Source organism: Rothia sp. HMSC061D12 (genome assembly GCF_001836735.1).
Lineage (GTDB): Bacteria > Actinomycetota > Actinomycetes > Actinomycetales > Micrococcaceae > Rothia.
This window is the reverse complement of record NZ_KV830305.1, coordinates 1117047-1131945: the sequence shown is the minus strand read 5'-3', so window position 1 is coordinate 1131945 and position 14899 is coordinate 1117047. Positions and strand designations below refer to the sequence as shown.

At 58.7% G+C, this 14899-nt stretch carries 18 protein-coding genes; all 18 read left to right on the top strand.

From position 1 onward, the window contains the following. The first annotated feature begins 21 nt into the window (after positions 1-21). Positions 22-666: a 30S ribosomal protein S5 gene (gene rpsE, locus HMPREF2682_RS04410; protein WP_171840195.1), complete on the top strand. Its 645-nt coding sequence runs from the start codon at positions 22-24 to the stop codon at positions 664-666. Between the two features lie 2 nt (positions 667-668). Next, positions 669-875, top strand: a complete 207-nt coding sequence (gene rpmD / locus HMPREF2682_RS04405) for a 50S ribosomal protein L30 (RefSeq protein ID WP_004005265.1) — start codon at positions 669-671, stop codon at positions 873-875. 2 nt (positions 876-877) lie between these two features. Beyond that, positions 878-1324 carry a 50S ribosomal protein L15 gene (gene rplO, locus HMPREF2682_RS04400; protein WP_005505008.1) on the top strand — a complete coding sequence of 149 codons (447 nt, stop codon included), beginning with the start codon at positions 878-880 and terminating at the stop codon, positions 1322-1324. Between the two features lie 281 nt (positions 1325-1605). After that, positions 1606-2913 carry a preprotein translocase subunit SecY gene (gene secY, locus HMPREF2682_RS04395; RefSeq protein ID WP_005505014.1) on the top strand — a complete coding sequence of 436 codons (1308 nt, stop codon included), beginning with the start codon at positions 1606-1608 and terminating at the stop codon, positions 2911-2913. Continuing rightward, a complete protein-coding gene (locus HMPREF2682_RS04390; protein WP_005505015.1) occupies positions 2910-3473 on the top strand; it encodes an adenylate kinase in 564 nt (187 codons plus the stop codon). Before secY ends, HMPREF2682_RS04390 begins: the two co-directional genes overlap by 4 nt. Positions 3474-3593: 120 nt before the next feature. After that, complete coding sequence (map, locus tag HMPREF2682_RS04385) at positions 3594-4433, top strand: type I methionyl aminopeptidase (RefSeq protein ID WP_070831748.1); 840 nt, start codon at positions 3594-3596, stop codon at positions 4431-4433. Between the two features lie 122 nt (positions 4434-4555). Beyond that, positions 4556-5770, top strand: a complete 1215-nt coding sequence (gene rlmN, locus HMPREF2682_RS04380) for a dual-specificity RNA methyltransferase RlmN (RefSeq protein WP_044150213.1) — start codon at positions 4556-4558, stop codon at positions 5768-5770. Positions 5771-6056: 286 nt separating this feature from the next. Continuing rightward, entirely contained in the window at positions 6057-6278 is a 222-nt protein-coding gene (gene infA / locus HMPREF2682_RS04375; RefSeq protein ID WP_005505018.1) for a translation initiation factor IF-1, read from the top strand. A 125-nt stretch (positions 6279-6403) separates the two neighbouring features. Continuing rightward, on the top strand, positions 6404-6517 hold the full coding sequence (rpmJ, locus tag HMPREF2682_RS04370; RefSeq protein ID WP_004005257.1) for a 50S ribosomal protein L36: 114 nt from the start codon (positions 6404-6406) through the stop codon (positions 6515-6517). 179 nt (positions 6518-6696) lie between these two features. Further along, complete coding sequence (rpsM, locus tag HMPREF2682_RS04365) at positions 6697-7065, top strand: 30S ribosomal protein S13 (protein ID WP_005505026.1); 369 nt, start codon at positions 6697-6699, stop codon at positions 7063-7065. Positions 7066-7133: 68 nt separating this feature from the next. Then, positions 7134-7541 (top strand): 30S ribosomal protein S11, encoded by a 408-nt coding sequence (gene rpsK, locus HMPREF2682_RS04360; protein WP_005505028.1) that lies wholly within the window; start codon positions 7134-7136, stop codon positions 7539-7541. Positions 7542-7679: 138 nt separating this feature from the next. Beyond that, the gene (locus tag HMPREF2682_RS04355) at positions 7680-8672 is read left to right on the top strand and encodes a DNA-directed RNA polymerase subunit alpha (protein ID WP_005505031.1); all 993 of its coding nucleotides are present in this window, start codon (positions 7680-7682) and stop codon (positions 8670-8672) included. A gap of 105 nt (positions 8673-8777) precedes the next feature. After that, positions 8778-9431 carry a 50S ribosomal protein L17 gene (gene rplQ, locus HMPREF2682_RS04350; protein ID WP_070831745.1) on the top strand — a complete coding sequence of 218 codons (654 nt, stop codon included), beginning with the start codon at positions 8778-8780 and terminating at the stop codon, positions 9429-9431. Positions 9432-9603: 172 nt separating this feature from the next. Then, entirely contained in the window at positions 9604-10569 is a 966-nt protein-coding gene (gene truA, locus HMPREF2682_RS04345; protein ID WP_070831742.1) for a tRNA pseudouridine(38-40) synthase TruA, read from the top strand. A gap of 364 nt (positions 10570-10933) precedes the next feature. Continuing rightward, positions 10934-11377, top strand: a complete 444-nt coding sequence (gene rplM, locus HMPREF2682_RS04340) for a 50S ribosomal protein L13 (protein WP_005505035.1) — start codon at positions 10934-10936, stop codon at positions 11375-11377. A gap of 32 nt (positions 11378-11409) precedes the next feature. Continuing rightward, entirely contained in the window at positions 11410-11901 is a 492-nt protein-coding gene (gene rpsI / locus HMPREF2682_RS04335) for a 30S ribosomal protein S9 (protein ID WP_005505036.1), read from the top strand. Between the two features lie 180 nt (positions 11902-12081). Further along, the gene (gene ppk2, locus HMPREF2682_RS04330) at positions 12082-13149 is read left to right on the top strand and encodes a polyphosphate kinase 2 (protein ID WP_070687290.1); all 1068 of its coding nucleotides are present in this window, start codon (positions 12082-12084) and stop codon (positions 13147-13149) included. Positions 13150-13391: 242 nt separating this feature from the next. After that, positions 13392-14750, top strand: a complete 1359-nt coding sequence (glmM, locus tag HMPREF2682_RS04325) for a phosphoglucosamine mutase (protein WP_070599032.1) — start codon at positions 13392-13394, stop codon at positions 14748-14750. The last annotated feature ends 149 nt before the right edge of the window (positions 14751-14899 follow it).

The following is a 14899-nucleotide window of genomic DNA, read 5'->3' as shown; positions in this document are numbered from 1 at the left end:
CAGAACGTAAAGGAAACTCAGGTGAGCGAAGCAGTAGTAGCTGAAACCGCTGAGACCTCCAACCAGCGCGAGGAGCGCCGCAACAACCGCGGCGAGCGTCGTGGCCGTGGTGAGCGCCGTAACAACCGCGCTCGCGAGGAGGAGAAGGACAAGTACATCGAGCGCGTTGTGACCATCAACCGCGTTTCCAAGGTCGTCAAGGGTGGTCGTCGCTTCAGCTTCACCGCACTGGTCGTCGTTGGTGACGGTAACGGCCTGGTCGGCGTTGGCTACGGTAAGGCTAAGGAAGTTCCCGCAGCAATCTCCAAGGGTGTCGAGGAAGCAAAGAAGAACTTCTTCCGCGTTCCCCGTATCGAAGGCCGCACCATCCCGCACCGCGTGCAGGGTGAGGCAGCTGCAGGCGTTGTGATGCTCCGTCCGGCAACCGCTGGTACCGGTGTTATCGCAGGTGGCCCCGTGCGTGCAGTACTCGAGTGCGCAGGCATTCACGACGTGCTGTCCAAGTCGCTCGGTTCCTCCAACCAGATCAACATCGTTCACGCAACTGTTGCAGCACTCAAGGAGCTCGAGGAGCCCCTGGCAGTGGCAGCCCGCCGTGGCCTGCCCACCGATGAGGTTATCCCCAGCTACCTGCGCAACACCAAGTCTGAAAAGGCAGGTGCGTAGTAATGGCCAAGCGTATTCAGCCCAGCGACGCAAAGCTGGAAATCACCCAGGTCAAGTCCTATGTTGGTCAGAAGCAGAACATGCGCGACACCCTGCGTTCCCTGGGCCTCAAGCGCCCCGGCAACAAGGTAGTCCGCACTGCTGACCCCGTCACCGTTGGCATGGTTAACACCGTTGCTCACCTGGTGAAGGTTGAGGAGGTCAAGTAAAGATGGCAGAAGCTATCAAGATTCACGATCTGCGCCCGGCACCGGGTGCCCACAAGGCAAAGACCCGCGTTGGCCGCGGTGAAGGCTCCAAGGGTAAGACCGCAGGTCGCGGTACCAAGGGTACCAAGGCACGTTACCAGGTTCGTGCAGGCTTCGAAGGCGGCCAGCTGCCGCTGCACATGCGCCTGCCGAAGCTGCGCGGCTTCAAGAACCCCTTCCGCACCGAGTACCAGGTTGTTAACCTGGACCGCATCCAGGAACTGTTCCCCAACGGTGGCGACGTCACCGTCGAGGCACTGGTTGCTAAGGGTGCCGTTCGTAAGAACGAGCTCGTGAAGGTTCTGGGCAACGGCGAAATCTCCGTCAAGGTGAACGTTGTTGTCGACAAGGCATCGGCTTCCGCTATCGAGAAGATCGAGGCCGCTGGCGGTTCTGTAACCGTTAAGTAGTCTTCAAGACGAGAAAGCCCCCGTCCGTACGCTGTACGGCGGGGGCTTTTTGCTGCTTGAAAAGATTCACAACAGGACTATATTCCTGTATTCGCATATTTGAACGCTTGGTGTGCGCCACATTTTGTGTTCAAAAATCACGCTAAGAGAATATAAAAGCTACATAATCTGCTAGGGAGTTATCGTTACCCGATCCAAACACGATAGACTGGAAGATGTGTTTACTGCGCCCTAAAACTCTTTGAGAGGGATGGGCGCCCCATAGACTTACAGGAGGACATGTGCTGAGCGCATTCGGGCGAGTCGTTAAGACCGCCGATTTGCGGCGTAAGCTGCTGTTTACCCTGGCAATGATTGTGCTGTACCGCGTGGGCACTTTCATCCCCGCGCCAGGCGTTTCCTACGGAAATGTACAGCAGTGCCTGAACGCCAATGTTACGAGCGGTGGCGTCTACGATATCGTCAACCTCTTCAGCGGTGGCGCACTGCTGCAGCTTTCGATCTTTGCCCTCGGCGTGATGCCGTACATTACCGCGTCCATTATCATCCAGCTGCTGCGCGTGGTCATCCCGCGATTCCAGGAGTTGCACGATGAAGGCGCGCAGGGTCAGGCAAAGCTCACCCAGTACACCCGCTACCTGACCATCGCTCTTGCTCTGCTGAACGCAACCACCATCGTCTCGATGGCGCGCTCCGGCGTTCTGCTGGGCAACTGCCCCGGCATCATCCCCCAGGACGACGTACTGCACATCCTGCTGATTATCGTCACCCTGTGTGCGGGTACCACCGTCATCATGTGGATGGGTGAGCAGATTACCGAGCGTGGCGTCGGCAATGGCATGTCCCTGCTGATCTTCACCTCCATCGCTTCTTCCTTCCCGAGCGCTCTGGGTTCCATCCAGCGCACCCACGGTTGGGGTATCTTCGCAGCTGTCTGCGGCATCGGCCTGCTGGTCATGCTCGCTGTGGTCTACGTGGAGCAGTCTGTTCGCCGTATCCCCGTGCAGTACGCAAAGCGCATGATTGGTCGACGCACCATTGGTGGCACCAGTACCTACATTCCGTTGAAGGTCAACATGGCAGGCGTGATCCCCCTGATCTTCGCCTCCTCCCTGCTGACCCTGCCCGGCCTGATTGCCCAGTTCAACACCCCCACCGACGGCTCCACCCCGCCGGACTGGGTCAACTGGATTAACGCATACCTGGTGCGCGGCGATCACCCGCTGTACATTGCTCTCTACTTCTTCATGATTATTGGCTTCGCGTACTTCTACGTGGCGGTCACCTTCGACCCGGTAGAAGTAGCGGACAATATGAAGAAGTACGGTGGCTTCATCCCCGGTATTCGCGCCGGTAAGCCCACCGAGCGTTACCTCAGCTACGTACTCAACCGAATTACGTTGCCTGGCGCACTTTACCTGGGTGTAATTTCCATGATTCCCCTGGTAGCGCTTATCCTATTCAACGCAAACCAGAATTTCCCGTTCGGCGGCGCCTCGCTGCTGATCGTGGTGGGTGTTGGTCTTGACACTCTCAAGCAGATCAACGCTCAGCTCCAACAACGAAACTACGAAGGACTGCTCCGATGAACCGTCTGCTCATCGTCGGCCCTCCCGGTGCAGGTAAGGGCACCCAGGCCGTCAAGATCGCTGAAGCGCTGAAGATTCCCGCGATTTCCACCGGTGATATCTTCCGCAAGAACATCAAGGAAGAGACCGAGCTGGGCAAGGAAGCGAAGTCGTACATCGACTCCGGCAACCTGGTTCCCGACTCCGTCACCAACAACATGGTGCGCGCACGCCTGGAGGAAAGCGACGTCGTCAACGGTTTCCTGCTCGATGGCTACCCCCGCAACACCTCCCAGGTGCACGAGCTGGACTCCATCCTCGAAGCCAAGGGCGAGAAGATCGACCGCGTTCTCCTGCTGGTTGCAGACAACGACGAGCTCGTCGAGCGTCTGCTCAACCGCGCAGCAGAGCAGGGTCGTACCGATGACAACGAAGAGGTCATCCGTCACCGCCTGAAGGTTTACGAAGAAGAGACCGCACCGCTGATCGCAATCTACCGCGAACGCGGCATCGTCAAGGAAGTTAACGGCCTCGGCGAGATTGCTGAAGTCACCGAGCGCATCCTCGACGCTCTGAAGTAATCTTCTGCTGTACCCCCGCAATTTGAGGTGCATGATGCATCACAAAGACTTGCGGGGGTACAGTGCTGTCTGTAGAGTTCTAAGCTTGGGCGCACCGCCCCCTATACCTAAGGAGCCAGAATGGCACGAGTCGAAATCAAAACCAATGCACAGCTTCAGCAGATGGCTCGTGCAGGCGTCATCACCAGTCGCGCGCTCGATGCGGCAGTGGCGGCTGCTCGCCCCGGCGTAACCACCGCAGAGGTGAACGCCGCCTTTGAACGCACCATGCTGGAACTGGGTGGTACCTCCAACTTCTACGGTTACTACGACTACCCGGCGACCGTATGCACCTCCGTCAACCACGAGGTCGTTCACGGCATCCCCGGCGACTACGTCCTCAAGGACGGCGACATCCTCTCTATCGACGGTGGCGCCTACGTCATTGATCCCGCCACCAACCGCCAGTGGCATGGCGACTCGGCACGTACTGTGCTGGTCGGTGACAACGTGAGCGAAGCACGCGCGGAGCTCTCTGCCGTCACTCGCGAGGCAATGTGGCACGGCATCGCGGCTCTCGCGACCGCAAAGAAGGTCGGTGAAATCGGTCTGGCTATCGAAGCATACGTGACCGAAGAATACGGCGATAAGTACGGCATCATTGAAGACTATGTGGGCCATGGCATCGGCTCGCAGATGCACATGGCTCCGGATGTGCTGAACTACGCTGTGCGTGACATGGGCCCGAAGATTAAGCCCGGTATGGCTTTCGCTATCGAACCGATGCTCGTCACCGGTTCCATCGAGACCAAGGTGCTCTCCGATGACTGGACCGTTGTGACCGTTGACGGCTCCGATGCATGCCAGTGGGAGCACTCCGTTGCTGTGCACAGCGACGGCATCTGGGTTCTGACCGCAGAAGACGGCGGCGCCAGCGAACTTGCTCGCTTCGGCGTAACCCCGGTTCCGATTCCCGCCTAAGCCCCACCACTGGGGGAGGGGAACACCTTTAGTTGCCCCACCTCCACCCGAAGAAACCGGCGAATCCGGTCCGGTGCGTGATAGCGCATCCGAAAGCATCCACATCACAAGGAAGAAGCTCCATGAGCGAAACTCTCAATAGCGGCGAGGCAACCGCGCCCGCTGCGACCAAGGTGCCGGTTGAAATCTCGAACGTTCGCCCCGCACCCGGCCAGATTGCCCTGAAAGCACCGCGCCGTGCGAAGCCGCCCAAGCACATCGCTGACTTCGATATGGCTGGCCGCCGCGAATTTCTGAAGGAACTGGGCTACCAGTCGTTCCGTGCGTCCCAGCTGTCCAAGCACTATTTTGAGCGTCTGGTCACTGATCCCGCCGAGATGACTGACCTGCCGGCTAAGGATCGCGAGCAGATGGTTGCTCAGGCGATGCCCCAGCTTCTGACTCCGGTCCGTACCCTCGAGGCTGACGGTGGCGACACCCTGAAGGTTGTGCACCGCCTCTTTGATGGTGCGCTCATTGAGTCCGTCATCATGCGCTATGACAACCGCGTGACCATGTGCATTTCTTCGCAGGCTGGCTGCGGTATGAACTGCCCCTTCTGTGCAACCGGTCAGCAGGGTTTGACCCGTAACCTCTCTACTGCAGAAATTGTGGAGCAGGTCGTAGCTGGTGCCCGCTACCTGAAGCAGATGAAGGGTTTGGAAGAAGCAGAAGGCGGTTCTGAGGATACTCGTCCTCTGCGTGTTTCCAATATTGTCTTCATGGGTATGGGTGAGGCGCTCGCTAACTACAAGGCAACTATGGGTGCTGTGCACCGCCTGATTGACCCTTCGCCCGAGGGCCTCGGTATTTCTGCTCGTGGTCTGACCATGTCGACCGTGGGTCTGGTACCCGGTATTCGTAAGTTTGAGCTGGAGAAGCTGCCCATTACTTTGGCGCTGTCTCTGCATGCTCCGGATGATGAGCTGCGTGATGAGCTAATCCCGATTAACCAGCGTTGGAAGGTTGACGAGACTCTGGACGCTGCGTACGACTACTACCGTACGACCGGCCGCCGCGTCTCTATTGAGTACGCGCTGATTCGCGATATTAACGATCAGGGCTGGCGTGCGGATTTGCTCGGTAAGAAGCTGGCTCAGCGCGGCCGCGGCTGGGTGCACGTGAACCCGATTCCGCTGAACCCGACCCCGGGTTCGAAGTGGACAGCATCCCGTAAGGGCGTTGAGCAGAACTTTGTGGAGCGTCTGCGTGCCCACGGTATTCCGACGACTATTCGTGATACTCGCGGTTCCGATATTGATGGTGCATGCGGTCAGCTGGCTGCTAAGGAAGACTAAGTAGCTGAGCTGTGACCGGTGAACGGTGCCCCTTTCCTGCGGAGGGAAGTCATGAAGACTTTCAGGAACGTGGGGGAGGGGCTTCTTCCTTTTAAACATTAAGTGCCTGATGTCATAAAAATCACGGTTGTTTTTCCATGGTCTTTGCCGTAGAGTTAACAGTTGGTTGTTTGTGCCAGTGTTAAGTGCGCCTTAAAACGCCCTAGCACCTCACCGAGGTGAGCTCACAAACAGAAGATACAATTGCCCGCCGCACCTGCGACGGGCACCGACGTTAGCGGAGGATATGGCTAAGAAAGACGGCGTCATCGAGATTGAAGGCTCTGTGGTTGAAGCTCTGCCCAACGCGATGTTCCGTGTTGAGCTGGATAACGGCCACAAGGTTCTCGCACACATCTCGGGCAAGATGCGTCAGCACTACATTCGCATCCTGCCTGAGGACCGAGTAGTAGTGGAACTGAGCCCCTACGACCTTTCCCGAGGTCGTATCGTCTACCGTTACAAGTAAACCCGAGATAAACGTCGCCCACCGGCGGCGTTTAAATCGTGTTCAAAGGGATAACGCAGTTCCCCAACGTAAGTGAGGGAACCTCTTATCTCGCCAGTAATCAAGTTGCAATCAAAAGGAATGCGATGAAGGTCAAGCCGAGCGTTAAGCCGATCTGCGATAAGTGCAAGGTGATCCGCCGTCACGGTGTGGTCATGGTGATCTGCGAAAACCCGCGCCACAAGCAGCGCCAGGGCTAATCCCTAGTAGCTGACTTCATAACCGCCCCAACAGGGGGCGGAATTGTCATAGGCACCGCTCCGAAGCAACGCCGACGAGGCGCCTTCGGATACCTCCGGACTCAGAGGCCGGGGACCGGGTCAGAACAACCCGGGCAGTGATGCTATAGACCTCTGGAAAACAACAAGGAGAAGCCAGTATGGCACGTCTCGCTGGAGTTGATATTCCCCGCGAAAAGCGCGTGGAAGTTGCTCTCACTTACATCTACGGCGTGGGCAAGACCCGTGCACACGAAACCCTCGCTGCTACCGGCGTCAACCCTGACACCCGCGTCAAGGACCTGACCGACCAGGAGCTCGTGGCACTTCGTGACTTCATCGAAGGCAACTACAAGGTTGAAGGTGATCTTCGCCGCGAGGTTGCAGCTGACATCCGCCGTAAGGTTGAAATCGGTTCCTACCAGGGCCTGCGCCACCGCCGCGGCCTGCCGGTTCACGGTCAGCGCACCAAGACCAACGCACGTACCCGTAAGGGCCCGAAGCGTACCGTCGCAGGTAAGAAGAAGTAAGACACGTTGCTCTGTTGGATATCTCTATCCGACCAACGTATAAGTAAACCTTTGTAGGAGAATCAAAAATGCCTCCCAAGACTCGCGCTGCGGCAGCTCGTAAGACCAACCGCCGCAAGGTTAGCAAGAACATCGTTGCTGGTCAGGCTCACATCAAGTCGACCTTCAACAACACCATCGTCTCCATCACCGATCCCACCGGTGCAGTAATCTCCTGGTCCTCCGCTGGCGACATGGGCTTCAAGGGCTCCCGTAAGTCCACCCCCTACGCCGCACAGCTGGCTGCTGAGGCTGCTGCAAACCGCGCCAAGGAGCACGGCGTCCGCAAGGTTGACGTGTTCGTCAAGGGCCCCGGTTCCGGTCGCGAAACCGCAATCCGCTCCCTGCAGGCTGCAGGCCTCGAGGTCGGTTCGATCCAGGACGTTACCCCCGTTGCACACAACGGTTGCCGTCCCCCGAAGCGCCGCCGCGTCTAATTAGGTTCCTGACCTAATCCCTCGACGGGTACGCTCCACGGAGTTGTGCCCGGAGAGTACAGACACCCGTCTGCTTCCTAAGATATGTTTTCCCCAACCTGTGGGCTCATATAGCGGAGCTCACCGAAAGGAAACAAAGTGCTTATTGCACAGCGCCCCACTCTGACTGAAGAGGTCGTAGCGCCCAACCGCTCGCGCTTCACCATCGAGCCTCTGGAGCCCGGTTTCGGCTACACCATGGGTAACTCCCTCCGCCGTACTCTGCTGTCCTCCATCCCCGGCGCCGCTGTTACCAGCGTCCGCATTGATGGCGTACTGCACGAGTTCAGCACCGTTCCCGGCGTGACCGAGGACGTCACTGAGATCATCTTGAACATCAAGAAGCTCTCCATCTCTTCTGAGAACGACGAGCCCGTCGTGGCCTACCTGCGCAAGCAGGGCGAAGGTGAACTGACCGCAGGCGACATCGAGGTTCCCGCTGGCGTGGAGATCCACAATCCGGAACTGCACCTGGCAACCCTGAACGCCTCGGCAAACTTCAACGCTGAGCTGGTTATCGAGCGCGGTCGCGGCTACGTGACTGCAGCTCAGAACAAGGTCGGCGATGGCGAGATTGGCCGTATTCCGGTTGACTCCATCTACTCCCCGGTTCTGAAGGTTACCTTCAGCGTGAACGCGACCCGTGTTGAGCAGCGCACCGACTTCGACAGCCTGACCCTGGACGTCGAAACCAAGGAAGCCATCGCACCGCGTGACGCCGTTGCTTCTGCAGGCAGCACCCTGGTCGAGCTCTTCGGCCTGGCACGTGAGCTGAACATTGCAGCTGAGGGTATCGAAGTTGGCCCGTCGCCCGCCGACGAGTCCATGGCCGCTGATCTGGCACTGCCGATCGAGGACCTGAACATGTCCGTCCGCTCCTACAACTGCCTCAAGCGCGAGGGCATCCACACCGTGGGTGAGCTCGTGACCCGCAGCGAAGCTGACCTGATGGACATCCGTAACTTCGGTGCTAAGTCCATTGACGAGGTCAAGGCAAAGCTCATCGAGCTCGGCCTGGCTCTGAAGGACTCCCCTCCCGGTTTCGAGCCTGCTGCACGCCCGCTTGATGACGAAGACGGTTCCGGCGAATAATTTCGACCGAATAGTTCACCCGGTTTCACCGGGATCAGTCAAACTTGATTCCCTAAGAGGCTCCGCTGCTGGGGCGTTAGGGAACGCAACTATGGAGATTTAACTATGCCTACTCCCACTAAGGGTCCCCGCCTCGGCGGTTCCCCGACCCACGAGCGCCACATGCTCAACAACCTGTCGGCGCAGCTGTTCCAGCACAAGCGCATCACCACCACCCTGACCAGGGCAAAGCGCCTGCGTCCGGTGGCAGAGCGCTTCATCACCTTCGGTAAGAAGGGCGACCTGGCTGCTCGCCGTCGCGTGCTGCGTTCCATCACCGACAAGTCCGTCGTGCACGAGCTCTTCACCGTTATTGCTCCGGCAATGGCAGAGCGCCCCGGTGGTTACACCCGCATCATCAAGATCGGTAACCGTAAGGGTGACAACGCTCCCATGGCAGTCATCGAGCTCGTCATGGAGCCCGTTGCAACCAAGGGTGCAGTTGCTGAGGCAACCAAGGTTGCTGAGAAGGCAGCTGAGGCTCCCAAGGCTGAAGCAGCTGAGGGCCTGCCCGCAGGTTCCCACGCACCCCTGGAGTCCGGCGAGGCTCCCGAGGGCTTCGAGGTTAAGGGTAACGCCGATTCCATGAAGTACCACGTGCCCGGTTCCCGCTGGTACACCAGCACCAAGGCTGAAATCTGGTTCGACTCCGCTGAGTCGGCAGAGGCTGCAGGTTACGCCCCCGCAGGTGGCGCAGCAGCACAGAAGGTTTCCGAGTAATACGGATCCCAGCTGATCTAGGCTAAGCCTAAATATGTCAATCCGCCGTCCACTGCTGTGGGCGGCGGATTGGTGTATCTGCATACTTAACGAGGAGACGGTTCTTTGCGCATTCGCTATCCAAGAGCCGGTCCGTATTCTTCAACCGTCCGCTACTGCTGAAAGGCACACAATGCATAACGCTACTGCTTTAGAGAATCACGAAGAGCCGCTCTTCATCGCTACGCACCGCGTGCGCATTGATTGCGCTTACGACGGTTCCCTTTTCAGTGGATGGGCTGCCCAGCCGAACCTGGTCACCGTGCAGGGAGTCATTGAGAACGCCCTTGAACTGATTTTGCGTGTACCTCACCGCGTGGTGGTCGCGGGTCGAACCGATGCCGGTGTGCATGCGGAAGCCCAGACCCTACATTGCGATCTGAGTGATGAGGACTGGACTCGCCTGCAGGGGCGAACCGGGGAAGATGACCCGACGGCTGCACTGGGGCGCCGCCTCACCGGTGCTCTTCAGCGATGCCTTTACGATGCGGAAGAACAACTCAACCTGCCGAAGAACGTTCGCGGTATTTTGCAGGGGGCTATTCAGATTCACCGCGTGAGCGAAGTGCCCTTCGATTTTGATGCGCGCTTCTCAGCTACCGGCCGCCGCTATGTTTACCGCATTGCAGATGGTGCAGCGGACGGTCTTAACCCCCTGCACCGTACCTACACCTGGGCGGTACCCGAGCACCTGGATTGTGTTGATCTGAACGAATCGGCACAGCAACTACTCGGCCTGCGCGATTTTCTCTCCTTCTGCAAACCCCGTGAAGGCGCGACCACCATTCGTGAACTGCGGGAACTCAGCTTTACCCGCACTGAAAACGGGCTGATTGAGGTACGCGTAGTGGCTGACGCCTTCTGCCATCACATGGTGCGTTCACTTGTCGGCGCGCTGGTTCTCTACGGTACGGGCAAACGCGACGCCGCCTGGCTGCGAGAGCGGATCGAGAACCCGGGACGCGAGGCTTCGCTGACTCTGGCGCCTCCGCATGCGCTCGCTCTGGCTGAGATTTACTACCCTGTTCCTGAGCTCTACGGTGTGCAGGCGGAGCGTGCTCGAGCAAAGCGCGAGGACCACGAAGCACAGAGCGCTTAACGCCCTGTGCATATTGAACCTCGTCACTTTGCTCATGCTCCACGAAGCACCGCGGGGGAGCGCAACTACCGCGGGGGAATTACACGGATGGAATTTAAAATGTGTTTAAGGCAAAAAAGCCCTATTTTTAAGGCTTTGGCGGTGGATTAAGCACTCGACGTCCTGTATAGTCTTGATATGTTGTGCGTGTTCTACCCGAGCGCGCTCTAAATCGCTGTCTAGTTGCAGGACGTTAAGGCGGTATAGAGTACGGGCAGAACGGGCGGCAGCTCGGTCCTCACCCGGGTGTTCGTCATGCACGTAAGTAAAAGGCGCGATACCCAACTAAGCGCCGTATGTACATTTCGAGACAAAGGCCAATATTTTGCGCACTTATACTCCCAAGCCCGGCGAAGTCGAGCGCCAGTGGCACGTCATTGACGCCACCGACGTTGTTCTCGGCCGCCTCGCAAGCCAGACCGCTATCCTGCTGCGCGGTAAGCACAAGCCGACTTTTGCTCCCCACGTTGACACCGGTGACTTCGTTATCATCGTGAACGCTGAGAAGGTCGCCCTGACCGGTGCAAAGCTCGAGCAGAAGCGTGCATACCGCCACTCGGGTTACCCCGGCGGTCTGAAGTCCGTGAACTACGCAGAGCTGCTTGAGACCAACCCCGTTCGCGCGGTTGAGAAGGCTGTCAAGGGCATGCTGCCCAAGAACAAGCTTGCTGCACAGCAGCTCAAGAAGCTGAAGGTCTACGCTGGCCCCGAGCACCCGCACGCGGCACAGCAGCCCAAGACCTACGAATTCAACCAGGTCGCCCAGTAATTCGGGCCTACGAAGAAACAATAGGAGAAATCGTGGCTCAGAACGAAGAGCAGATCGTAGTCGAGGAAGAGCTGACCAGCTACACCTCGGAGTCCGCTGCCCCCGCAGCGGCTAAGGCAGCACGTCCGGCCCTGACCGTTGCAGGCGCAGCAGTTGGTCGCCGCAAGGAAGCAGTGGCACGCGTTCGCGTTGTGCCCGGTTCCGGCAACTGGACCATCAACGGCCGTAGCCTGGAAGACTACTTCCCCAACAAGCTGCACCAGCAGGACGTCAACCAGCCCTTCAAGCTCCTGGAGCTCGAGGGTGCATACGACGTCATCGCACGCATCAACGGTGGTGGCCCCTCCGGTCAGGCAGGTGCTCTGCGCCTGGGTATCGCTCGTGCACTGAACGAGATCGACCGCGAGAACAACCGCCCCGCACTGAAGAAGGCTGGCTACCTGACCCGTGACGCACGCGTCATCGAGCGTAAGAAGGCTGGTCTTAAGAAGGCACGCAAGGCTTCGCAGTTCTCCAAGCGTTAATCGCTGGTTTTCACGAAGCGTTACGCCCCGCTTCTCCTTCGGGAGAGTCGGGGCGTTTTGCGTATCTGCTCACCGTGAGCGTTACAAGGTTATAGGGTGCATATAACTGTTACGTTTGTTCATCGAAGAGCACACCGGTAGAGTTAAAGAGTCAAAGCAGACAGGAAGAAAAGAGTACTCATGGCAGAGCAGAATCCCTCCACCCAGCCCGAAGAGAAGGCAGTGGAGGCTCCTCAGACTGAAGCCCACCAGCACGCCGCTGGAGGCGCACACGCACACACCGGTTCTGAGAAGAAACAAGCCATCAAGGAAGCCCTGAAGCCCCAGGCACGCCGCACCTCCGTTGTCGAAGACTACTCGGCAGAGCTGGACGAAATGGCTTCCCTCACCCGCGCCCTCGGCAAGGACAAGAAGGACGACGAAACCTCGCAGGCATGGAAGAAGGGTTATCCCTACGACACCAAGCTCAGCCGTAAGGCATACGAGAAGGAAAAGCGTGCCCTGCAGATTGAGCTGCTGAAGCTGCAGCTCTGGGCTAAGTCCACCGGTCAGAAGATCCTCATCATCTTCGAAGGCCGTGACGCAGCAGGTAAGGGTGGCTCCATCAAGCGCTTCACCGAGCACCTGAACCCCCGTGGCGCTCGCGTTGTGGCACTGGAGAAGCCGACCGATATCGAGCAGACCCAGTGGTACTTCCAGCGTTACATCAAGCACCTGCCCTCCGGCGGCGAAATCGTCCTGATGGACCGCTCCTGGTACAACCGTGCCGGCGTTGAGCGCGTTATGGGCTACTGCACCCAGGCACAGTACTTCGAGTTCATGCGCGAAGTTCCGGACCTGGAGCGCATGCTGGTGAACTCCGGTATCCATATCATCAAGTTCTGGTTCTCCGTCACCCGCGAAGAGCAGCTCGCACGCTTCACCTCCCGCCGTACCGACCCGGTTCGCCAGTGGAAGCTTTCCCCCACCGACCTGGCATCCCTGGACAAGTGGGACGACTACACCGCGGCGAAGGAAGCAATGTTCTTCTACACCCACACCGGTGACGCCCCCTGGACCGTTATCAAGTCCAACGACAAGAAGCGCGCACGTCTGGAAGCAATGCGTTACGTGCTCTCCCAGTTCGACTACCCCTCCAAGGATGAGGCAGTCGTGGGCGAGCTCGACTCGCTAATCGTCCGCTCTGCATCGGACGTTTTCGAGGATGAGTCCGGTGACTCTCCCGACGGCTTCCCGGTCGTCAAGTAAGCGTTGATAGATAGGGGAGAGCAACAGCTCAACCCTGCGGCGATAGAACCGCTAAACAGCTTGCGCTATGAAGGTGCCTGCCTCTCTTTTCCCTCTCTGGGAACTGAGAGCAGGCACCTTTGCGTGTCTATAGAAACATTAGCTATGAAGCAGATATGTAGCCGCTGAAAATCACTTTCTGATTCTGAAGAAAATGCGGTGTATACGCCTGAGGAGAGTTATGCACAACGTAAAATAAAAAGGTGACTGAACGACTTTTTGGAACCGACGGCGTACGCGGTCTGGCAAACGATGTAATTACTCCCGCCCTGGCTATGGAGCTCGCGCAGGCAGCCTCTATTGTGCTGGGCTTTGACACGGTAGAAGAGGGTGTACGCCCCCGTGCCGTGATTGCAAATGACTCCCGATCCTCTGCAGACTTTATTGTCTCTGCGATGAAGGCTGGCTTCGCTAGCGCAGGTGTTGACGTGCTGGACGCCGGCATTGTCCCCACCCCCGCAGCAGCTTACCTGGTGGCACACACCGGCGCTGACTTCGGCGTGATGATTTCTGCATCGCACAACCCCGCAGCGGACAACGGCATTAAGTTCCTGGCCCGAGGCGGCCAGAAGCTGGAAGACTCCGTTGAGGACGCTATTGAGCGCGTCTACCGCGAGAAGTCCTTCCGCTACCCGACCGGTGGCGCTGTGGGTACCGTCAAGCCCCTGGAGAACGGTACCGAGGCTTACGTGAAGCACCTGGTCTCCACCCTGCCCGAAGGCAAGCCCCTCGCAGGCAAGAAGATTGTTCTGGACTGCGCAAACGGTGCGGCATACGCAGCATCTCCCGCAGCTTTCGAAGCGTTGGGTGCAGAGGTTATCGCACTGGCTGTAGAGCCCAACGGCACCAACATCAACGACGGCGTGGGCTCCACCCACCCCGAGAAGCTGCAGGCAGCAGTCGTTGAGCACGGCGCGGACCTCGGCATCGCCCACGACGGCGACTCCGACCGTTGCCAGGCAGTTGACGAAAAGGGCAACCTGGTAGACGGCGACCAGATCATGGCGATCCTTGCTGTTGCTGCTAAGCGCGAAGGCAAGCTCGCAAAGGACACCCTCGTCGCAACCGTGATGAGCAGCCTGGGCCTGGAGCTGTACCTGCGCGAGCACGGCATTACCCTCGGCCGCACCGCTGTGGGCGACCGCTACGTCCTCGAGTCTATGCGCGAGCACGGCTACAACCTCGGTGGCGAGCAGTCCGGCCACGTTATCATGAGCGACTACGCAACCACCGGTGACGGCGTTCTGACCGGCATCCAGCTGGCTGCAGAGGTGGCTCGTAGCGGTCAGACCCTCTCGGAGCTGGCATCCCGCATGCAGCCCACCCCGCAGCGCCTGATCAACGTCAAGGGCGTTGACCGTGCGGCGGTCAAGACCAACGAGGCGCTCGCCACCGCCGTGAGCGAGGCTGAAGGCGTACTGGGTGAGAGCGGCCGCGTGCTGTTGCGTGCATCCGGCACCGAGCCTCTGGTTCGCGTGATGGTTGAAGCTGCAACCCAGGAACAGGCCGATGAGGTTGCTCAGCAGCTGGCTGACGTCGTGGCTAAGGAACTGGCACTCTAAACGTATTCTCTTCCGGCGCGAAGACCGGAATGGAGGATAGAGAAAGGGCTGGGAAGGTAACACCTTCCCAGCCCTTCTTCGTTATCTTGGGCGGGGGGAGGGGGGACGAGGATACGGAAAACCCCCGTATCCACAGGGGATACGGGGGT